Annotated in this window: 17 protein-coding genes and 2 pseudogenes; 10 read left to right on the forward strand and 9 right to left on the reverse strand. The window is 70.7% G+C overall.

Annotated elements, in window-relative coordinates:
• Positions 1-67: 67 nt before the first annotated feature.
• From ACFY3N_RS34770 to ACFY3N_RS34780, 3 genes are all read right to left on the reverse strand, one after another.
• Positions 68-607: a winged helix-turn-helix domain-containing protein gene (locus tag ACFY3N_RS34770; RefSeq protein ID WP_390820787.1), complete on the reverse strand. Its 540-nt coding sequence runs from the start codon at positions 605-607 to the stop codon at positions 68-70.
• 84 nt (positions 608-691) lie between these two features.
• Positions 692-1,291: an NAD(P)H-dependent oxidoreductase gene (locus tag ACFY3N_RS34775; protein ID WP_390820788.1), complete on the reverse strand. Its 600-nt coding sequence runs from the start codon at positions 1,289-1,291 to the stop codon at positions 692-694.
• Between the two features lie 113 nt (positions 1,292-1,404).
• A complete protein-coding gene (locus tag ACFY3N_RS34780; protein WP_390820789.1) occupies positions 1,405-2,241 on the reverse strand; it encodes an NAD(P)H-binding protein in 837 nt (278 codons plus the stop codon).
• A 91-nt stretch (positions 2,242-2,332) separates the two neighbouring features.
• Here ACFY3N_RS34780 and ACFY3N_RS34785 point away from each other — a divergent pair, with 91 nt between their 5' ends.
• Positions 2,333-3,295: an AraC family transcriptional regulator gene (locus ACFY3N_RS34785; RefSeq protein WP_390820790.1), complete on the forward strand. Its 963-nt coding sequence runs from the start codon at positions 2,333-2,335 to the stop codon at positions 3,293-3,295.
• A 124-nt stretch (positions 3,296-3,419) separates the two neighbouring features.
• Here the strand turns inward: ACFY3N_RS34785 and ACFY3N_RS34790 are convergent, their stop codons facing one another.
• Positions 3,420-3,914 (reverse strand): hypothetical protein, encoded by a 495-nt coding sequence (locus tag ACFY3N_RS34790; RefSeq protein WP_390820791.1) that lies wholly within the window; start codon positions 3,912-3,914, stop codon positions 3,420-3,422.
• Positions 3,911-4,036 (reverse strand): hypothetical protein, encoded by a 126-nt coding sequence (locus ACFY3N_RS34795; RefSeq protein ID WP_390820792.1) that lies wholly within the window; start codon positions 4,034-4,036, stop codon positions 3,911-3,913. The genes ACFY3N_RS34790 and ACFY3N_RS34795 overlap by 4 nt, the downstream gene beginning before the upstream one ends.
• A gap of 298 nt (positions 4,037-4,334) precedes the next feature.
• Between ACFY3N_RS34795 and ACFY3N_RS34800 the strand changes: the two genes are divergently transcribed.
• The 3 genes from ACFY3N_RS34800 (at position 4,335) to ACFY3N_RS34810 (ending at position 7,283) form a co-directional block, all read left to right on the forward strand.
• A complete protein-coding gene (locus ACFY3N_RS34800) occupies positions 4,335-5,009 on the forward strand; it encodes a response regulator transcription factor (protein WP_390820793.1) in 675 nt (224 codons plus the stop codon).
• Positions 5,006-6,361 (forward strand): sensor histidine kinase, encoded by a 1,356-nt coding sequence (locus ACFY3N_RS34805; protein ID WP_390820794.1) that lies wholly within the window; start codon positions 5,006-5,008, stop codon positions 6,359-6,361. The genes ACFY3N_RS34800 and ACFY3N_RS34805 overlap by 4 nt, the downstream gene beginning before the upstream one ends.
• Before the next feature lie 61 nt (positions 6,362-6,422).
• Positions 6,423-7,283: an endo alpha-1,4 polygalactosaminidase gene (locus tag ACFY3N_RS34810; RefSeq protein ID WP_390820795.1), complete on the forward strand. Its 861-nt coding sequence runs from the start codon at positions 6,423-6,425 to the stop codon at positions 7,281-7,283.
• Between the two features lie 113 nt (positions 7,284-7,396).
• Here ACFY3N_RS34810 and ACFY3N_RS34815 read toward each other — a convergent pair.
• Positions 7,397-8,013 (reverse strand): annotated as a pseudogene (locus tag ACFY3N_RS34815) (IS5 family transposase); the annotation flags it as partial.
• 23 nt (positions 8,014-8,036) lie between these two features.
• Here ACFY3N_RS34815 and ACFY3N_RS34820 point away from each other — a divergent pair.
• Complete coding sequence (locus tag ACFY3N_RS34820; protein ID WP_390820814.1) at positions 8,037-8,231, forward strand: WYL domain-containing protein; 195 nt, start codon at positions 8,037-8,039, stop codon at positions 8,229-8,231.
• Positions 8,232-8,394: 163 nt separating this feature from the next.
• On the opposite strand, the gene ACFY3N_RS34825 is transcribed toward ACFY3N_RS34820, so the two are convergent.
• Positions 8,395-9,423, reverse strand: a complete 1,029-nt coding sequence (locus tag ACFY3N_RS34825) for a LacI family DNA-binding transcriptional regulator (RefSeq protein WP_390820796.1) — start codon at positions 9,421-9,423, stop codon at positions 8,395-8,397.
• 501 nt (positions 9,424-9,924) lie between these two features.
• Between ACFY3N_RS34825 and ACFY3N_RS34830 the strand changes: the two genes are divergently transcribed.
• The 4 genes from ACFY3N_RS34830 (at position 9,925) to ACFY3N_RS34845 (ending at position 15,631) form a co-directional block, all read left to right on the forward strand.
• On the forward strand, positions 9,925-11,238 hold the full coding sequence (locus tag ACFY3N_RS34830) for an extracellular solute-binding protein (RefSeq protein ID WP_390820797.1): 1,314 nt from the start codon (positions 9,925-9,927) through the stop codon (positions 11,236-11,238).
• Positions 11,235-12,137: a carbohydrate ABC transporter permease gene (locus tag ACFY3N_RS34835; protein WP_390820798.1), complete on the forward strand. Its 903-nt coding sequence runs from the start codon at positions 11,235-11,237 to the stop codon at positions 12,135-12,137. The genes ACFY3N_RS34830 and ACFY3N_RS34835 overlap by 4 nt, the downstream gene beginning before the upstream one ends.
• Position 12,138: 1 nt before the next feature.
• Complete coding sequence (locus ACFY3N_RS34840; protein WP_390820799.1) at positions 12,139-13,035, forward strand: carbohydrate ABC transporter permease; 897 nt, start codon at positions 12,139-12,141, stop codon at positions 13,033-13,035.
• A 217-nt stretch (positions 13,036-13,252) separates the two neighbouring features.
• On the forward strand, positions 13,253-15,631 hold the full coding sequence (locus ACFY3N_RS34845; RefSeq protein ID WP_390820800.1) for a glycoside hydrolase family 3 N-terminal domain-containing protein: 2,379 nt from the start codon (positions 13,253-13,255) through the stop codon (positions 15,629-15,631).
• 55 nt (positions 15,632-15,686) lie between these two features.
• Here ACFY3N_RS34845 and ACFY3N_RS34850 read toward each other — a convergent pair whose 3' ends face one another.
• Together ACFY3N_RS34850 and ACFY3N_RS34855 are read right to left on the reverse strand one after the other, a co-directional pair.
• Complete coding sequence (locus ACFY3N_RS34850) at positions 15,687-16,874, reverse strand: fumarylacetoacetate hydrolase family protein (RefSeq protein WP_390820801.1); 1,188 nt, start codon at positions 16,872-16,874, stop codon at positions 15,687-15,689.
• A 33-nt stretch (positions 16,875-16,907) separates the two neighbouring features.
• Positions 16,908-18,644 carry an IlvD/Edd family dehydratase gene (locus tag ACFY3N_RS34855; protein ID WP_390820802.1) on the reverse strand — a complete coding sequence of 579 codons (1,737 nt, stop codon included), beginning with the start codon at positions 18,642-18,644 and terminating at the stop codon, positions 16,908-16,910.
• 105 nt (positions 18,645-18,749) lie between these two features.
• Between ACFY3N_RS34855 and ACFY3N_RS34860 the strand changes: the two are divergent.
• Positions 18,750-19,492 (forward strand): annotated as a pseudogene (locus tag ACFY3N_RS34860) (FadR/GntR family transcriptional regulator).
• The last annotated feature ends 551 nt before the right edge of the window (positions 19,493-20,043 follow it).

Raw genomic sequence — 20,043 nt, forward strand, 5'->3', positions numbered from 1 at the left:
GAACGTCCCCGTACTCGAATCACGGGCGTGTGCCCGCGTCTTGCCCAGGTGCGGGAGGTGGGCGGCGTCATCGAGAAGCCGGCTTCGTCCTCGAATACGATCCAGCCGTCGAGCGCCGCCGCGGTCCTTTTACCTGAGGCCAGGTCTCCTTCACCCAGCCGGCGACCGCGTCCTCGTCGCGTTCCAGCGCCCGTCGGGCCGGAACCTGGTGACTCCACCCGTGACGCCGGAGCATCCGCGCGATGGCCGAGAGCGTGAGGGTCCGGTGGAACCGGCGCCCGATCAGCGTCTTGATCCTGGCCAGGGTCCAGGTCTGGTCCGGCCAGCCGTGGGCGACCGGCCCTTTGGCCAGCTCCTGCTCCAGAACCGCGAACAGGGCCTCGTTCAGCTTGGGACGGGCGGCCGATCCCTTGGAGTGCAGCGTCTGCCGGCCGCCTTCCTGCCAGGAACGGCGCCAGCGCTGAACCGAGCGCACGCTGACCCGCAGCTCCTTCGCCACCGTCGCGTTGTCCTGTCCCTCGGCGAACATCCCGGCCGCCTCCATGCGGATGCGTTCGCGAAACGCCCGCCGCTCGGCGGTCAGGCCGCCACCTTGCGGATACCTCATAGTTCCGGCATACCGCGATAATCGTCACTTGTCAGCCTCGCGACATCACGCCGACAAGCTCAGTAGAAGGGCGTCTGAACTGCCTCATTCCGCCAGGCGGGCATGGATGGCTTCACTGATGGTCCGCACCGCACGGTCAACACCTCGCACCCTGGTCTCGGGGGAGAGCTGTTCGGATTCGTAGATGAACGCTGTGGAGCCGCGCCGGCTGCCGCAGTAGTCGACGATGCCGTGCTCGATCTGCGTCCGCAGTGCACTCTCGTATCCGTGGCGCTCGTACGCACCGGAGTCGTCGCCGGCGATGGGTAGAAGATGGGTGGTGAGGTTCTGTAGTTTCGGCCGCAGGCCCGAAGCGGGGGAGTGCTCGAAGGCCCAGCCGTTAACGAAGACACGGTCGATCCACCCCTTCAGCAGTGCAGGCATCGACCACCAGTACACGGGGAAGACCAACACGAGATCGGTGGCACGCTCAAGACGACGGTGCTCAGCCACGACGTCAGCCGGATAGTTGCCGCCCTCGTGGTACGCCCGACGATCCGCCGGAGTGAACCGGGGGTCGAACCGCTCCTCGGACAGGTCGGCAATCTCGACCGAACCGGGTTGAAGAGCTGCCTCAAGTCTTCCCAGCACGTAATGCGTCAGGGACCGGGGGTCCGGGTTGGCGGTGACCAGCAGGGTATGCACTGATGGCTCCAGTTACGTGAAGAACGGACACTGACAAGTGGTGTGGATGTGCAGGACGGCGCGCGGTGCTCCGCCTGCCGGAGTGCAGCACGCCAGGCCGGGGCCCGCGGGACTCAGCACCGCCAGGCTTCCGCTGCCGTGGCCCGCAGGACGAAGTCCTCGAAGGTCCGCGGCGCGCGTCCCAGCACGGTGGAGACGTCGTCCGTCGTCCAGGCGGCGGCCCCGCGCTCAAGCAACACGAACATCTCGGCGAGGTGCTGGGCCTCGTCCTCGCTCCAGCCCTCCTGAACCAACGTCGCGGTGTACTTGGCCGGGGAGATGCGCCGGTAGACGATGGGCAGCCCGGACGCCCGGGAGATCAGGTCGACTGCCTCCGCCCAGGTCAGTCCGCGCGGCCCGGTCAGCTCATAGACCCGGCCAGCGTGCCGGCCGGGCTCGGTCAGTACCGCGGCCGCTACGTCGGCGACGTCCTCGACGTCGATGAACGGCTCGGGGACTGCACCCGCCGGAAGCGCCAGCTCGCCGGCGGCCAGCGGGGCGCGGAAGGGGTGCCCGTCGAAGTTCTGGGCGAAGTTCGAGGCGCGCAGGACGGTCCATTCCAGCGCCGAGCCGCGCACGGCGTCCTCGGCCGAGCGTATGTCCAGCCCGAACGGGGAGTCGCCCCAGTCGTCGGCGCCGTGACCGGAGAGCAGGACCAGGCGCCGCACACCGGCGGCCTCGGCCTGCGCCACGAAGTCATACACCGGACCGGGCACGGGCGGGGGCACCACGTAGGCGACGGTGACGCCCCGTAGGACCTGATCCCAGCCGGCGGGGTGGAACCAGTCGAACGGGGTTTGACTGGAGCGGGAGGCGGCGCGCACGGGTGTGTCACGCAGCCGCAACCGGGCGGCCACCCGCCGGCCGGTGTTGCCCGTCGCGCCGAGGACGAGAGTGACGTCGTTGCTCATAACAGCGAGCCAACAGCACGAACCCGGACGGTTTCCATAGGTGATACGCCAGATCACCTAGGTAATCGTCTGGATCGTTTAGCCTTGGCGGGTGGATGCTTTCGGCGACCTACTGCGCGGATTGCGGGCCCAGGGCTCGTTGTTCGGTAGCTCGACCCTGACCCCGCCCTGGTCGCTGCACTTCGTGGACGGCGCGCCGCTGACCTTGTGCACCGTCCTCTCCGGAGGCGGCTGGATCGTGCCGGAGCGCCGCCCGCCCGAGCGTCTGGGCGTCGGCGAGACAGTGATCGTGCGGGGCCCCGCGCCGTTCCTCTTCGTCGATGAGGTGGGCACCCGGGCAGAACCCGTCGCGTGCGGCGCGTTCTGCTCGACGCCCGAGCAGGGCGGGACCCAGTACCGGCTCGGCTGGCACGATGCCGGTACCGGCGGGGAGGACACGACGACCCTGGTCGTCGGTGCCTATCCGGTGCGCGGCGAGATCAGTCGCAGGCTGCTGGACGCGCTGCCCGTCGTACTGCGCGTGGGGTCCGGCGGAGGGCCCGATCCCGTGTGGGACCATCTCGCCGCCGAGGTCGCCGCCGACACGCCGGGCCAGCAGGTCGTCCTCGACCGGCTGCTGGACTGGATGCTGGTGTGCGCGCTGCGCGAGTACTTCGACCGGCCCGGCGGCACTCCGCCGGGCTGGTACTCCGCCGGGCGCGACCCGGTGGTGGGCGCCGCGCTGCGCCTGCTGCACGGGGAACCGGCGGAGCCGTGGACGGTTGCCTCGCTGGCCAGCCGGACCGGGGTGTCGCGGGCCACGCTGGCGAAGCGGTTCACCGACCTGGTCGGCGAACCGCCGCTGACCTACCTCACCCACTGGCGCATGACGCTCGCGGCGGACCTGCTGACCGAGCGCGAGACGGTGACTGTCGCGGAGGTCGCCCGCGCCGTGGGCTACTCCGACGCGTTCGCGTTCAGCGCGGCGTTCAAACGGGTCCGCGGCATCAGCCCCAGCGCGTACCGGCGCACCGCAACGGCCCCGCCCCCGCAGTCGGCCACCACACTCCCATGACACGTCCCCCAGCGTCCGCCCTCACCTTCAGGGCCTCCCGCTGGTCAGCAAAATAGAGGTGCAACCGGCCTCCGAGTGTTCACCCCCACCCAGATGAACAGCAGTTGCATCGACTAACAGGCAGTCAGCAAGCACCTTGCCTGAGACACATACTCGTGTCTGGAGAACCGTCCCACTTGGGCTCGCCCGCCCAAGCCGGCCGCAGGCCACCCAGGTCTGGGCGGATTCCGCCTGTGCGGGCCGATTCATCGACTGGGCCGACGACTTCCTGCACCTCACCCTGAGGACCGTCTCCCAAGGGCGCCAAGGGATTCGTGGTCCTCCCGAGGCGTTGGCGCGTCGAGCGCACCCTGGGTTGGGTGATGAAGGCGCGGTGGAACGTCCGGGACCATGAGAGGCTTCCGCAGGTCAGCAAATCCCATGTGACCTGGGCATTGGTCACCTTGACCTTGTCGAACATGTGCTCGCCGTCCCGAACGAGCTGCCCGTCGACCTCACGGTTCAGGGTGTGGAACTGCTTGGGCAGGACGGTCGGGTCCGCGGCGACGTGGGCGTGGGCGATGGAGTGCAGCATCCGCAGCCCTCCGGCTGTCTTCGACAGCACGTCCAGCGGATTCACCAGCTCGTCCGGAAAGACGCGCTGCCACTGCCGTGGTCGGTGCCCTCATTCGCTCCGCGGTCCCGGGTGATGTAGCCGTCGAGGATCGCGGTGGTCCCGCCGGGCACGGTCAGCTCCGCCACCGCGCCCGCGCTCGCCGCGCGGACGCCACCCGAGCCGTTGTCCCACGACGCTCGCGAAGCCCGTGACCGCGGCGTTCGGGGTCGGGAAGACGGTGACGCGTGCGCCTCGCATCGTGTGGGTGAGGGGGTGCGGGACGGCCGGGACAGGAGTACTCGTGTTCGATGGGTCCCCTACCATGGCGCGGGGCAGCGGACGTGCAAGGAGGTGCCGATCCCGACCGGCTGCCTGCCCGGTCGACGGGACCGTCTGTGCATGCGACATGCCCGGCCGAACTCTTCTCAAGGACGAATCAGAACCATGCGCGTGCTCCTGGTCGAGGACGAAGAAGATCTGCGGTATGTGATTGCGGCGGGGCTGAGGGACGCCGGGTACGCCGTCGACGCCGTACCCGACTGGCCCGACGCGGACGTCATGCTCGACCTCGTGCCCTACAGCTGTGTGGTGCTCGACCGCATGGTTCCGTCCGGAGACACGCTGTACCCGCTCCAGGAGCGCCGCCGCCGGGGGTGGAGCACGCCGGTGCTGTGCCTCACGGCCCTAAACGAGGTCCCGGACCGTGTAGACGGCTTCCGTTCCGGAGTCGACGATTATCTGGCGAAACCGTTCGCAATGGTGGAATTGGTACTGCGCGTCGGCAGTCTTGTCCGCCGCGCTCCGCAGCGGCTGCCCGTTCACCTGAGTCACGCCGACGTCGAGCTGGACGAGGCCCGACGCGAGGTGCGCCGCGCCGGAGTCCTGCTGTATCTGACTCCCAAGGAATACGCGGTCCTGCGCCAGTTCCTGCTGCACCGTGATGAGGTTCTCACCCGCACCACGCTGATCGAACGCTGCTGGGACGAGATGGCCGACCCGGTCTCGAACGTCGTCGACGCGGTCGTGGCGGGTCTGCGGCGCAAGCTCGGCCCTCCTTCCCTGATCCGTACCGTGCGCGGTCACGGGTTCCGGCTCGCGGACGGCGCGGAGCGGTCATGACGGGCGGCGCCGAGGACGGCGGCCAGCGCCCGCGGCCCGCAACGGCCCGCAGGCGTCTGGTCCGTCTGCAACGGCGGCTGACCCTGGCCTACACGCTGATCACGCTGGCCGGGGTGGGAGCGCTGTGCTGGCTGGTGATCCGCACCGACGGACGGTCCTGGCAGGCCGCCGAATACGAGGAGATGCGCCGCCGGGCGGCGGTGACGGCATCACTGCTCTACTACACCGACGCCGGGCTCCAACTCGACGGCCTGTACGACGACGAGGCGACCAGCGGCCGTCCCCAGGTGCTCGTACTCCAGGCGCGGGACGACGAGATGCGGCGAGTGTTCGTCTCACGCGGTGCCGCAGCGGACGCCCGGCCCGACACGGTCACCCGGGTGGCGCGTACGGCGATGGCACGCGACGACACCGTACGCGCGAAGGGCCGTACGCGTGCGGGACATCCGGTGTACCTGCTGGCGTTGCCCTTCTACCACGACGTCACGCAGAAGACGTCGGGTGCCGTGGTCGTGGTCGGCGATCCCGCGAAGGGGCAGGCTGAACACCGCCGACTGGTGGTCGCGGTGCTGTCCGGTTCCGGTCTCCTGGTGCTGTTGGCGGCCGTGACCGGCCACCTGCTGTCCGGACGGAGTCTGCGTCCCGCGGCGGAGGCACTCGACGCGCAGGAGCGGCTGCTCGCCGACGCGGCACATGAACTACGCACTCCCGTGGCCGTGATGCGCGCCTCGGTGGACCTGGCGGACGCCGACCCGGACGGGTTGCGCCTGCACCTGCCGCGCCTGCGACGGGCCACGGACCGTATGACGGGCGTCGTCGACAACATCCTCGCCCGCGGCCGAGTCCAGGCGGGGAACGCCTTCCACCCCGTCCCGCTGCGTCTGGATCAGCTCGTGGAGCAGGTCTGCGAGGAATTGCCGCCCTCCCGGCACACGGTGACACCGCACCTCGAGCCGTCGGTGGTGACGGCCGATCCGGAAATGGTGCGGACCGCGGTGCACAACCTGCTCGTGAACGCGCTGCGGCACGGGCGTACCCCCGGCGACCCGCAGGCCAGGGCCGAGGTGGATGTCACGGTCGGTGGCGCAGCCGTGACGGTGGCCGACCGGGGCGTCGGGGTCGACCCGGACGCCCTGTCCGGCCTGCTCGTCCGCTTCCGCTCCCCCGGCGGCGGCACCGGCATCGGCCTGTCGCTGGTGCAGGAGGTCGCGGCTGCGCACGGCGGGAACATCACCGTACGGCGGCGGCCCGGCGGCGGAGCTGCTTTCGTCCTCACGCTGGAGCCGGCGCAGCGATCGGCAAGACGCCGCTGGGCACCGCGGCGGTCCCCGGACCGGAATCCCGCCTCATGAAATTCTCACGGTTCGCGGCTCAGAATGTGCACACCATTACGTACCTTGCACAGGAGACCGTGTGTCGAACCATGCCGCTGTACCTTTCTTCCGCCGCAGGAGTACCGCTGTCGCCGGGGCGGTCGGTGCCGCGGCCGCCCTGGGGATCGGTGTGACACTGTCCAACGTCTTCGCGGCATCTTCCGCCGAGACGGCGGCGCCGAAGGTGGTGCTGCCCACGGCCAACGCGACGTTCGACTATCAGATCGGCGGCGCGTACACCCCTGCCAAGGGGGTGACCGCCCTATCGCGTGACCGGTCGGCCAAGCCCGTAGAGGGCCTTTACAACGTCTGTTACATCAACGCGTTCCAGGCGCAGCCCGACGCCCTGGGCTGGTGGCAGAAGAACCATCCCGACCTCATCCTGCAGGATGAGGACAAGCGTCCGGTGATCGACGAGGAGTGGGACGAAGCGCTCCTGGACACGTCGACCGCGGACAAGCGCGTCCGGCTCGCCGACGTGGTCGGTCAGTGGGTGGACGGCTGCGCCAAGAGCGGGTTCCAGGCCGTGGAGCCGGACAACCTCGACTCCTACGAGCGTTCGAACGGTCTTCTGACCAAGGCCCACAACGAGGCGTTCGCCGAGCTGCTGGCCAAGCGGGCACACGCCGCGGGGCTGGCCATCGGCCAGAAGAACACCGTCGACATGCTGGCGGACCGCGCGAAGATCGGCTTCGACTTCGCCGTCGCCGAGGAGTGCGGTGAGTACAACGAGTGCGGCGACTACGCCAAGGCGTACGCCGATCGTGTCTTCGTCATCGAGTACGAGAACGGCGGCTACAGCCGAGCCTGCGCGGACTTCGGCGCGAAGCTGAGCATCGTTCAGCGCGACCTGGACGTCTCCTCGCGCGGCTCCGCTGGTTACACCTTCCGCACCTGCTGACGCGAGCTGACGGCCCACGGCTCCCTCCGGGTGACCAAGGCGGAGAAGAGCCTCGTCACCCGCCGTCCCATCGTCTCCGAACGATGGGAACAACACAGCTCGCAGCGGCAGAGTTAGAGGTCCTGACAAAGGCGTTGGACGTGGCGGTGGGTGATGAGGCAGGTGGCGAGGCCGAGGAAGGCTTCGTGGATGTCGTCTCGCCGTTCCCAGCGGATGCGCAGGCGGCGGAAGCCGTGCAGCCAGGAGATGGTGCGTTCGGCGACCCAGCGGAAGATGCCCAGGCCGGAGCCGTGTGGCTGGCCGCGTTCCGCGATTACGGGCCGGATGCCGCGTTGCCGCAGCAGTCGCCGGTACTTGTCGTGGTCGTAGCCGCGGTCGGTGAAGAGCATGTCGGGCCGTCGCCGTGGTCTGCCGACGATGCCGGATACCGCGGGAACCTTGTCGAGCAGGGGCAGGAGCTGGGTGACGTCGTTGCGGTTGCCGCCGGTCAGCGACACCGCGAGCGGGATGCCCTGCCCGTCGGTGAGGACGTGGTGCCTGCTGCCCGGCCGTGCGCGGTCGACCCGGCTGGGACCGCTTTGGGGCCCCGCCGGGCCGCCCGCACGTGGGAGGAGTCGATCACCGCCCGCGACCAGTCCGGCTGCTTCGCCGACCGCAGCTTCCTCAGCAGCACCAGGTGCAATTTCTCCCACACCCCGGCCTCGTTCCAGGCCGCCAGGCGCCGCCGACATCGCCCCCTTTGCCCAGGACGGAATCGTCGAGGAACTCGGGCCCCACCGCTGCCGGCTCACCCTCGGCTCCCGGTCCTGGACCGCACTCGCCACCGTCCTCGGCCACTTCGGCACCGACGTCGAAGTCATCGGCCCACCGCAACTGGCCGCGGCGTTCGCGGACCTCGCCGCACGCCATGCCCGCGCCGCAGGAACAGAGATCGGTCCGCCGCTGTGAGAACAAACCCTCGACCGCGCACTCGCCGCCGTCCACCGGCGACGAAACCCGGGCCCGTTCTCGACGGGGGAGGGCTTCAGCGTCCTGGAGGACTCCGCCGCGGGGCGGGTCCGGACCGACGACGGCCTGCAGTCGCTGAACCCCGATGACCCTTCACCTGCGCTCACCTGTGCGCCGAGGTTTCCCCCCGAGGCGGTGCGGTCGAGGCGCGTACCACGAGTTCGGTGGCGAGTTCGATGTGGTAGGACTCGACCTTCTCGCCGTCGGCCAGTCGGAGGGCGGTGCGCAGGGCGGCGGCACCCATCTCCCGGAGCGGCTGGCGCACGGTGGTCAGGGGCGGTGAGGCCATCTGGGCGAGGCTCGTGTCGTCGAAGCCGACCACGCTCAGGTCCTCGGGAACACGCAGGCCTCGGGCGCGAGCGGTCTCGATGACACCGAGGGCGATCTCGTCGTTGCCCGCGAAGACCGCCGTAGGAGGTTCTTCCAGGTTCAGCAGCGCCGTGGCGCCGAGCAAGCCGGTCCCGTACGTGAATTCCCCGGGCCGGACGTAGGCGTCCGGTACCCGCGCTCCTTCGGCCTCCATGGCGGCGCGGTAGCCGTGCATGCGTGCCTGGTTGCAGACGGCCATGCTGGGTCCGCCGAGATAGGCGACGCGGCGGTGGCCCAGGGAGAGCAGGTGCCGGGTCGCGGCCAGACCGCCGGCGAAGTTGGTCGCCCCGACGCTGTTGACCCGGCTGTCCGGCAGGTGCAGCGGGTCCAGCACGACCAGCGGCAGCCCGGACCGGGCCAGTTCGTTCAGGTGTGCCGTGGTGTACACGCTGGTGACTGCGATGACGGCGCGGCGCCCGGCCGAGACCAGGTCCCGGGCCCAGTGCGGGGCGCTGGACGCCTTGCTGACCACCACCGAGGCTCCCGATTCGGCGGCCGAGTCGACGATGCCTTCCAGGGTCTCCGCCACGTACGACTTGAGATCGCCCTTGAACTGCACCTCGATGGTCGGGTTCTCGACGGCCTCGGTGTGGCGGAACACGGGCGCGAGGTAGTCGTGTTGATGCAGCAGCTCCTGCACACGGACGCGGGTGTGCGGTGCCACGTCACCGCGACCGTTGACTACTTTGGACACGGTCGCGACAGAGACCCCAGCCGCTTGGGCGATGTCCGCCAAAGTGGTGCGTCTGGCGTTCGGTCGCATCGGTTCCTCTCAGCTGTAGGTCCACCGGTGTGGTCACCCGCCGGTCGGACCGGCCACGCGGACGGATCCGGTCAACCGTACCGGTGAACGCGGTCCGGCCGCCGTGCTCGCTCCGCACTCCGCGACGGCGCGCGCCGGTTTCGTCTCGGCCAGGAGGGCGTCGCCCCGGTCCGTCGAGGGCGGCGCCGGGCCCGACGGACCGGTACGACCTGCACCGACAGTGTCTGCACCGACAGTGTGTCAGCCCGCGGTCACTGCGTCACCCCCACTCTCGGCCGACCTATTTCGAAATAGTTTCGGAGTCTGTCGAGGCTCTCCAGGAGTCGCCCGAGTGCTGGTACTGCACGTATGTCCTCCGCCTCGCAGCGTGCGGCTGCACGCGTATTGACAGGGCATCAGCTCGAAACCTAGCTTGCACGAACAGAGCTAGAAGAAGTGATTTTCGAAAACCTTTCACCATGACTCACGAGAAGCCGACGGCTCTCGAGTGCGGAGAAAATCATGGCGCTCTCTCGACGTACCCTCCTCGGCCTGGCGGCCGCCGTGCCGGTCTCCGCGGCGCTGACGGCCTGCGGCGGCTCGTCAGGACCCGGCAGGAGCGGTGGTGGGGCCACGTACTGGTACCTGAACGGACAGCCGCAGGAAGGCGTCAGGGCCGGCGCCGTGGACGCGTTCAACAAGGCCCACCCCGACCGGCGGATCGACGACACGACCTTCCAGAACGACGCGTACAAGACGAAGATCAAGACCGCCATCGGCGCCGGGCGGGCGCCCACCGTCATCTGGGGCTGGGGCGGCGGGACGCTGCGCGCCTACGCGGAAGCGGGCCAGGTCGAGGATCTCACCTCGTGGTTCGACGAGCACCCCGAGGTCAAGAAGGGGCTGTTCCCTTCCTCGTTCGGCGCGGCGACCGTCGACGGCAGGATCTATGCGATGCCGTGCGAGACCGTGCAGCCGGTCATCCTCTACTACAACAGGAAGGTCTTCGACCAGGTCGGTGTGAAACCACCGGAGTCCTGGGACGACATCATGGCGCTGGTGCCCAGGTTCAACGCGAAGGGCATAGCGCCGTTCGCCCTCGGCGGCCAGTCCCGGTGGACGAACATGATGTGGCTGGAGTTCCTGTTCGACCGCATCGGTGGTCCCGAGGTCTTCCAGGCCGCCGTCGAAGGCGAGAAGAACGCCTGGTCCCACCCGGACGCCATCACGGCGCTGACCAGACTGCAGGACTTGGTCAGGGCCGACGGGTTCGTCAAGGGCTTCTCCTCGATCACCGCGGACTCCAACGCCGATCAGGCGCTGCTGTACACCGGCAGGGCCGCCATGATGCTGCACGGCGCCTGGTCGTACGGCATCCAGCAGGCCGACGGAGGTGACTTCGTCTCCAGCGGCTCGCTGGGCTACATGACCTTCCCGGCCGTCGAGGGCGGCAAGGGCGATTCGAGCGACACCGTCGGCAATCCCGCCCACTACCTGTCCATCTCCTCGAAGGCCAGTGCCGAGCAGAAGAAGATCGCGAAGGACTTCTTCGCCACCGGCGTCCTTCAGGAAGAGGAGGTGAAGCAGTGGATCGGCAACGGGTCGGTTCCGATCAGGCTGGGCACGGAGAAGCTGCTGGCGGCCTCCGAGAACGCCGACTTCCTCCAGTTCACGTACGACATCGCCAGTAAGGCCAAGGTGTTCGTCCAGTCCTGGGACCAGGCGCTCAGTCCGGCGGCCGCCGAGACCCTGCTGGACAACATCGTCAAGTTGTTCCAACTCTCGATCTCACCGCAGCAGTTCGCCCGCAACCTCAACGCGGTGACCGGCGCATGAGTGCGCTCACCGGCCTGCCGCGGCGTCGCGAGCCGCGTAACGTCCTGCCGTGGCTGGCGGCGCCGGCGCTGGTGGTCTTCGTCGGTTTCGCCGTGGTTCCGCTCGTCGGTGTCTTCGCGCTGAGCTTCACCACCTGGGACGGGATCGGCGCCATCCGCCTGACGGGACTGACCGGTTGGCGTGCGGTGCTCACCGACCCCGGCCTGCCGCACGCCCTCTGGGTGACGTTCCTGGTGATGGCCGTGTCCTGGGCCGTGCAGACGCCGCTGAGTATTCTGCTGGGCACGTTCCTGGCGGGCCGCCAGCGCTACCGCGCGGTGCTGGGCGTCGTGTACTTCGTCCCGCTGATGCTCAGCTCCGCGGCGATCGCGATCGCCTACAAGGCCCTGCTGGACCCCAACTTCGGGCTCGGCGCCGGGCTGAATATCCAGGCGCTCAGCCAGGACTGGCTGGGGCGGCCCGGGCTCGCGTTCGGGGTCGTCGTCTTCGTCGTCTCCTGGCAGTTCATCCCGTTCCACTCGCTGATCTACCAGGGCGGTGTCCAGCAGATCCCGAAGTCCCTCTACGAAGCGGCACAGTTGGACGGGGCCGGACGGATCCGGCAGTTCTTCGACATCACGCTGCCCCAGCTGAAGTACACCATCATCACCTCGTCCACGCTGATGGTCGTCGGCTCGCTGACCTTCTTCGACCTCATCTTCGTCCTGACCGAGGGCGGCCCCGGCGACGCCACCCGGGTCCTCGCACTGGACATGTACAAGCGGGGATTCCAGGCCGGCCTGATGGGACCTGCCAGCGCCATCGCGGTCATCCTGGTCCTCGTGGGTCTCGCCCTCGCCCTGCTGCTGCGCCGCCTCGGAGGCCGGGACGCCGGCGCGAGCCAACTCGAGGGGGCCTGAGGTGACCACCACGCCGACCAGGACGCGGCGACCGCGGAAGACCACCCACCGTGAGGGGCGACGCCGCTCCCGCCCGGCGGTCCGCCGGCACAACTGGGGAGGGGGCCTGGCCGGATGGCTCTGGCTCGCCGTCGTCGTCGTGCCCCTGTACTGGACCCTCATCACCAGCCTCAAGGACCGCAGCCGCTACTACGCGAGCAACCCGCTGGTGCCGTCGGGCGACCCGACACTGGAGAACTACCGGCTGGTCGTCGAGTCCGACTTCCTGCGCTACTTCGTGAACAGCGTCGTGGTGACCGTCGGCGCCGTGGTGCCGGCGGTCGTGTTCTCCTTCATGGCGGCCTACGCGATCGTCCGCGGCTGGCGCATGCGGGTCCTCCGCGCCATGAACGGGCTGTTCCTCATGGGCCTGGCCATCCCGCTGCAGGCGACGGTGATCCCGATCTACCTGCTCATCATCAAACTGCGCCTGTATGACAGCCTGCCGGCGCTGATCCTCCCGTCGATCGCCTTCGCCATCCCGCTCTCCGTGCTGGTGCTCGCCAACTTCATCCGTGACGTGCCCAAGGAGCTGTTCGACTCGATGCGGGTCGACGGTGCCACCGAATGGACGACGCTGTGGCGGCTGGCGGCACCGCTCACCCGGCCGGCCATCCTCACCGTGACCATCTTCAACGCTCTGACCGTCTGGAACGGGTTTCTGCTGCCGCTGGTGCTCACCCAGAGCCCGGACCGCCGGACCCTGCCGCTCGCCCTGTGGACCTTCCAGGGCGAGTACGGGGTCAATGTCCCCGCCGTGCTCGCCGCCGTCGTCCTCACCACACTGCCCGTCCTGGTGTTGTACGCCTTCGGCCGCCGCCAGCTGCTGAGCGGTCTGACCGCGGGGTTCAGCCGTTGACCGACGCAGATGCCGACGCCGACGCCGACGCCGTGACCGGCGGCCGGCCCGTGACCCCGGACGCTCCCACGAGCTGCGGAACCGGCCTCCGGAAGGCCGCGAAGCGGATCCGGGCCGATGCCGGAAGCCGGACGCGGTCCGCCTCGCCCCGAGTCCCACCCGTCTACCTGTTCGCCCGTCGTGCCCCGGTCCAGGGCCTGATGGGCGTGGGAGGAAAGTGACTGCCGACGTGGCCGTAGAGATCACCCCCGAAGTCCCCCTCTGGAACGACCCCACCGTCTCCGTCGCCGCGAGGGTCGACGCACTCATCGGCGCGATGACCCTCGAGGAGAAGATCGCCCAGCTGTACGGCGTGTGGGTCGGCGCGTCCGCCAACGGCGGCGAAGTGGCCCCGCACCAGCACGACATGGAGGAGGCCGCCGACCTCGACGCGCTCCTGCCCGCCGGACTGGGCCAGCTCACCCGCCCCTTCGGCACGGTCCCGGTCGACCCCGCCCTGGGCGCGCTCTCCCTGGCCCGCACCCAGAGCCGGATCGCCGCCACGAACCGCTTCGGCATCCCCGCTCTCGCGCACGAGGAGTGCCTGGCCGGCTTCGCCGCCTGGGGGGCGACCGCCTATCCCGTCCCGCTGTCCTGGGGCGCCACCTTCGACCCGGAGGTGGTGCGCCGGATGGCCGCCGCGATCGGCCGCGACATGCGGTCCGTCGGCGTCCACCAGGGTCTCGCCCCCGTCCTCGACGTGGTCCGCGACGCCCGCTGGGGCCGGGTGGAGGAGACCATCGGCGAGGACCCCTACCTCGTCGGCACCATAGGCACCGCGTACGTGCGGGGTCTGGAGTCCGCCGGGATCGTCGCCACCCTCAAGCACTTCGTCGGCTACTCGGCCTCCCGCGCCGGACGCAACCTCGCCCCCTCTTCGGTGGGCCCGCGCGAGCGCGCCGACGTGCTGCTGCCGCCGTTCGAGATGGCGGTCCGCGAGGGCGGCGCACGCTCGGTGATGAACGCCTACACCGACACCGACGGCGTCCCCGCCGCGGCCGACGAGAGCCTGCTGACCGGGCTGCTCCGCGACACCTGGGGCTTCGAGGGCACGGTGGTGGCCGACTACTTCGCCATCGCCTTCCTCAGGACGCTGCACGGCGTCGCGGCCGACTGGGCGGACGCCGCCGGAATGGCGCTGCACGCGGGCATCGACGTCGAACTGCCCAACGTCAAGACGTACGGGACGCCCCTGACCGAGGCCGTCACCGAGGGCCGCGTCCCCGAGAAGCTGGTCGACCGCGCCGCCCGCCGGGTGCTCACCCAGAAGGTCGCCCTCGGCCTGCTCGACCCGGACTGGAGCCCCGTCCCGGCCACCCTCGGCGGGACCGACCAGGAGGACCCGGAGGTTCTGCGCGGCCGGATCGACCTGGACGGCCCGGACAACCGCGCCCTGGCCCGCGCACTCGCCGAGGAAGCGGTCGTCCTGCTCGGCAACGACGGCACCCTGCCGCTCGAACGCCCGCGCCGCATCGCCCTGATCGGCCCCAACGCCGACGAACCCGTCGCCGTCCTCGGCTGCTACTCCTTCCCCCAGCACATCGGCGTCCGCCACCCCGGCACCCCCCTCGGCATCGAGCTGCCCACCCTGCGCGACACGCTCGCCGCCGAGTTCCCCGACGCCGAGATCACCTACGCCCGCGGCACCGGCGTCGACGACGGGGACCTCTCCGGCCTCGACGAGGCGGCGCGGACGGCGCGCGAGGCCGATGTCGCCCTGGTGGTGCTCGGCGACCGCGCGGGACTCTTCGGGCGGGGCACCAGCGGCGAGGGCTGCGACGTCGAGACGCTGGCCCTGCCCGGCGCGCAGCAGCACCTGCTCGACACCCTGCTCGACCTCGGGACACCCGTGGTCACCGTGCTGCTGGCCGGACGACCGTACGCGCTCGGCCGCGCCGTGGAGGAGTCCGCGGCGATCGTGCAGTCCTTCTTCCCGGGCGAGGAGGGCACGCACGCGATCGCCGGGGTGCTCAGCGGCCGGGTCAACCCCTCCGGACGCCTCCCGGTCGGCGTGCCACGGGGTCCCGGCACCCAGCCGGGCACGTACCTCGGGGCGCGGCTCGCGCACGCCAGCGAGGTGTCCAGCATGGACCCGACCCCCGCGTACCCCTTCGGCCACGGCCTCTCCTACACGCGGTTCGACTGGACCGACCTGGCCGTGGAGGTCCAGGAGACCCCGACGGACGGCGAGTTCGCCCTCGCCTTCACCGTCCGCAACACCGGCGGGCGGCAAGGGACCGAGGTCGTCCAGCTCTACCTGCACGACCCGGTCGCCTCCGTCGTCCAGCCGGTGCAGCGCCTCATCGGCTACACCCGCGTCGCCCTGGAGCCGGGAGAGGCCCGGCGCCTGAGCGTCACGGTCCCGGCCGATCTCGCCTCCTTCACCGGGCGCGACGGCCGGCGCGTCGTCGAACCGGGCGAACTGGAGCTGCGGCTGGCCGCGTCCAGCGCCGACCCGCGCCTGACGGCCCGGGTCATGCTGACCGGGCCCGAGCGCCAGGTGGACCACACGCGGCGGCTGCACGCCACGATCGTCCAGGAGCCGCTCGCCGCCTGACCCCGGGGTGCGCGGCGTACGTCAGGGGTCGCGCACCCCGGCCCTCCGGGAATGCCTACAGCAGTTCGCGCCGGGCGAGGCTGCGCATCAGCGCCCTCACGCCGAACGTCCACGGCGCGGCCTCCTCACTGGGGACGACGGCGTTGACCAGGGCGCCGAGCCGCGGGCTGGAGATCCGTACGATGTCACCGTACGCGTGGGTGAAGCCCGCGCCGGGTGCGTGCCGGTCCTCGGTCGGCGCGAACAGCGTGCCGGTGAAGAGCACGAAGCCGTCCGGGTACTGATGGTGCGCGCCGTGCGTGGCGGCCACCAGGTCCAGGACGTCACGGCTGATCTCCCGCAGCGAACTGCTGCCCCGCAGGACGTAGCCGTCCATGCCCTCGACCCGCAGGTCGATGTCGAGTCCGCGGACGGCGTCGAGGCCGAAGTCCTCGTCGAGCACCCGCACGAACGGGCCGATCGCGCAGGAGGCGTTGTTGTCCTTCGCGCGGGACAGCAGCAGGGCGCTGCGCCCTTCGATGTCGCGGAGGTTGACGTCGTTGCCGAGCGTCGCGCCGCGCACCCGGCCCCGCGCGTCCACGACGAGCACGGCCTCCGGCTCGGGGTTGTTCCACACGGAGGCCCGGAGCACGCCGATATCGGCGCCGGTGCCGACCGCGGACAGCACGGGTGCCTTGGTGAACACCTCCGGGTCCGGGCCGATCCCGACCTCCAGGTACTGCGACCACAGCCCTTCGGTGACGAGCAGTTCCTTGACCTTCACCGCCTCCGGCGACCCGGGGCGGATGCCGTCGAGCCTGCCGCCCACCACCTGCCCGAGATGCGCCCGTACCCGCGCGGCCTGCGCCGGATCGCCACCCGTCCGCTCCTCGATGACCCTCTCCAGCAGGCTGCGGGCGAAGGTGACGCCGGCCGCCTTGATCACCTGCAGGTCGACGGGGGCGAGCAGATGGGGCACGTTCCGGCGGCCCGGCTCCGCGCTCAGCAGGTCGTCCAGGCGCCAGACGCGTCCGCCGTCGGCCTCCCGGACGACCGTCGCCGCGTCGTCGCGTTCCATGAGGTCGGAGACGGTGGGGGCGAGGGCCGTCAGGTCGACGACGTGCTCGCCGCGGACCGCGGCCACGCACGGTCCGTCCCCGTCCGGGTCGTGGACGCGCGCGACGAGGGCGGCCCGATCGGCGTCCTCCGGCAGGACGGAGCCGGCGGTGAGGACCGGACGGGGGCGCGCTGCTGCCGATTCCACGATCGATGCTCTCCTGAATGCGAGGGGGCCGGCTCAGTGGGAGTCGCGGGGGACCTCGTGTCCGCGGCTCCCGCGCAGGAACCCGAAGTCGGCACCCCGGTCGGCCTGTTCCACGTGCTGGGTGTAGAGCCAGGTGTAGCCGCTGGTGTACCGCTCGGCGGGCGGCGTCCACTCCTGCCGGCGCCGCGCGAGCTCGGCGTCGTCCACGTCCAGCCGCAGGGTGCGGTTCGGGACGTCGAGGACGACGGGGTCCCCGTCGCGCACCAGGGCGAGCGGTCCGCCGACGGCGGCCTCGGGCGCCACGTGGAGGACCACCGTCCCGTAGCCGGTGCCGCTCATCCGGCCGTCGCAGACGCGCACCATGTCCGTGACGCCGGCCTTCAGCAGCTTGGCGGGCAGCGGGACGTTGGAGACCTCGGGCATGCCGGGGTAGCCCCGGGGGCCGGCGTTGCGGACGACGATGACGGTGTTCTCGTCGACGTCGAGTTCCGGATCGTCGGCGACCTCGTGATAGGCCTCGGGGGAGTCGAAGACGCGGGCGGGGCCGCGGTGGGTGAGCAGGTGCGGTGACGCGGCGGACTGCTTGATCACGGCGCCGTCGGGACACAGGTTGCCGCGGAGGACGGCGATTCCGGTGCCGGCCGGCTGGAAGGGGGCGTCGAGGGCGGTGATGACGTCGGAGTCGACCCGCTCGGCGTGCTCGGTGTTCTCGGCGACGGTGCGTCCGGTGACCGTGACCGGCCCCCCGTGCAGCAGCTTGCCGCCGAGCAGTTCGGCCATGACGGCGGGCAGCCCGCCCGCGTAGCAGAAGTCCTCCATGAGGTACGTGCCGCTGGGCATCAGGTTGACCAGGGTCGGCACCGCGCGGACCAGGTCGTCGAAGTCCCGCAGGCTCAGCTCGACGCCGACGCGTCCGGCGAGGGCGGTGAGATGGATGACGGCGTTCGTGGAGCCGCCGATGGCCGCGTTGACCCGGACGGCGTTCTCGAACGCCTCCCGCGTCAGGATCCGCGAGGGCCGCAGCTCCTCCTCCACCATCCCCACGATGCGCTGCCCCGCCGTCTGCGCGGTTTCCATCCGCCGGGAGTCGACCGCGGGCCACGCCGCCGAGCCCGGCAGCTGCATGCCGAGCGCCTCGGCCATGCAGGCCATCGTCGAGGCGGTCCCCATCGTCATGCAGTGCCCGTTGGAGCGGGCCATGCAGCCTTCCGCGAAGAAGCACTCCTCCTCGGTCATCCGGCCGGTCTTCAGGTCCTCCTCGAACTTCCACACATGGGTGCCGGATCCCACGTCCTGGCCCCGGTACTTGCCGTTGAGCATCGGCCCGCCGGTGACCATGACGGCGGGCAGGTCGACGCTGGCGGCGCCCATGAGCATGGCGGGGGTCGTCTTGTCGCAGCCGGACAGCAGCACGACACCGTCGAGCGGGTTGGCCCGGATCAGCTCCTCGACCTCCATGGCCATGAGGTTGCGGTACAGCATGGCGGTGGGGCGCATCAGGGTCTCGCCGGTGGCCATGGTGGGGAACTGCAGCGGCAGGCCGCCCGCCTGCCACACCCCGCGCTTGACGGCCTCGGCGACGCGTGTCAGATGGGCGTTGCACGGGGCGAGTTCGGAGGCACTGGTCGCGATGCCGATGACGGGACGCCCGTCGAACACCTCGTGCCCGAACCCCTGGTTGCGCATCCAGGAGCGGTACAGCATCCCGCTGCGGCCCTGTGCGCCGAACCATGCCTGGCTGCGGCGGTTCGTCCTCCGACCGTCGGTCATGTGCACACTCCCGTGGCTCCGGCGTCGTCCGCTGCGCGATGGGGCGTTGGCGGGCGTGGGCCCGCAGGTCCTACCCTGTGTCCCAATCATTAAATGATTCGATGAATGGCGTCCAGGGGTGAGCGGAGATCAGGATGAACTTCCCGACCATGCACCAGCGCGTGGTCGACGAGCTCGGGCGGCGCATCGTGGGCGGCGCGTGGGAGCCGGGGGACCCGCTGCCGGTCGAGGACGCACTCGCGGCCGAGATCGGCGTCAGCCGGGGGGTGTTGCGGGAGGCGGTCAAGTCGCTGGTGGCCAAGGGGATGCTGCACGTACGACCGCGCACCGGCACGCGCGTGCTGCCCCCGGAGCACTGGAACCACCTGGACCGCGACGTACTGCGCTGGAAACAGGCCGGGGACGCCGCGGCCCTGCTGCGCGACACGGGCGAACTGCGACGGATCGTCGAGCCCGAGGCGGCCCGGCTCGCCGCCGAACGGGCCGGGCCCGACGACGTGCGCGTCCTGTACGACGCCCTGGCCGCCATGGAGGCCGCGGCGGCGTCACCCGGCCGCGGCGGCTACGTCGAGGCCGACATCGCCTTCCACCGGGCCCTGCTCGACGCCGGCGGCAACCGTCTCCTCGGCTCACTGGGTCGCGCCGTCGAGATCGCGCTGGAACACAGCTTCGTCATCAGCACCCAGACCCCGGGCGCGGTGGAAGCCTCGCTGCCGGGTCACCGCGCCGTCGTGCGGGCCGTCGAGGCCCGCGATCCCGCGGCCGCCGCGGCCGCCGTGCTGGCCGTCATCGAAGCCGCCGGACAGGAGATCGCCCGATCACCCGGAATGCCGAACGACGCCGTGTGACCCGTCACGGCCGCGACCCGCGGTGTCACGGGAACCACCGCTGCCCACGGGTGCCGCCACGGCCGGGTGAACCGGCACGGGGGCACACGGCGGGCCCGGCACCGGACGACCCCGGCGCCGGGCCCGCCGTGCCGCTCAGGAGACGGCGCCTGCCCTACCGCCCTCGCCGGTGGTGACTCCGCCGGCCGGCCCGGGCGTGCCGAACGGGGGAGCGTCCTGCTCGCACGTCGCTCCCGGCGGGGGAGAGCGCCGGCGACGAGACAGCGGCCCTCGTGGGCCCGGACCCAGCCGCTGGGATTGAACAGCGCGGTGTGCCCGTGTCCGTGGCGGGTGGGCGAACGGGCGTCGAGCAGCGCGATCTCCTCGCGCTTCTCGTACGAGAGGGACCGGCCCGACGGCGGGCCGAGCTTGATCGACGGCATGCCGCCACGCTCGCGGACCACCGGGAGCGGACCGGGCCGGCGCACCGCACGCCATCGCCGCGTCCTCGCTGGTCAGTCCTTCAGCGACCTTGATCCAGAACGCGCGCTCCACGGCAGCGGACCGCGCCG

It is taken from the genome of Streptomyces sp. NPDC000348 (assembly GCF_042898795.1).
Taxonomy (GTDB): domain Bacteria; phylum Actinomycetota; class Actinomycetes; order Streptomycetales; family Streptomycetaceae; genus Streptomyces.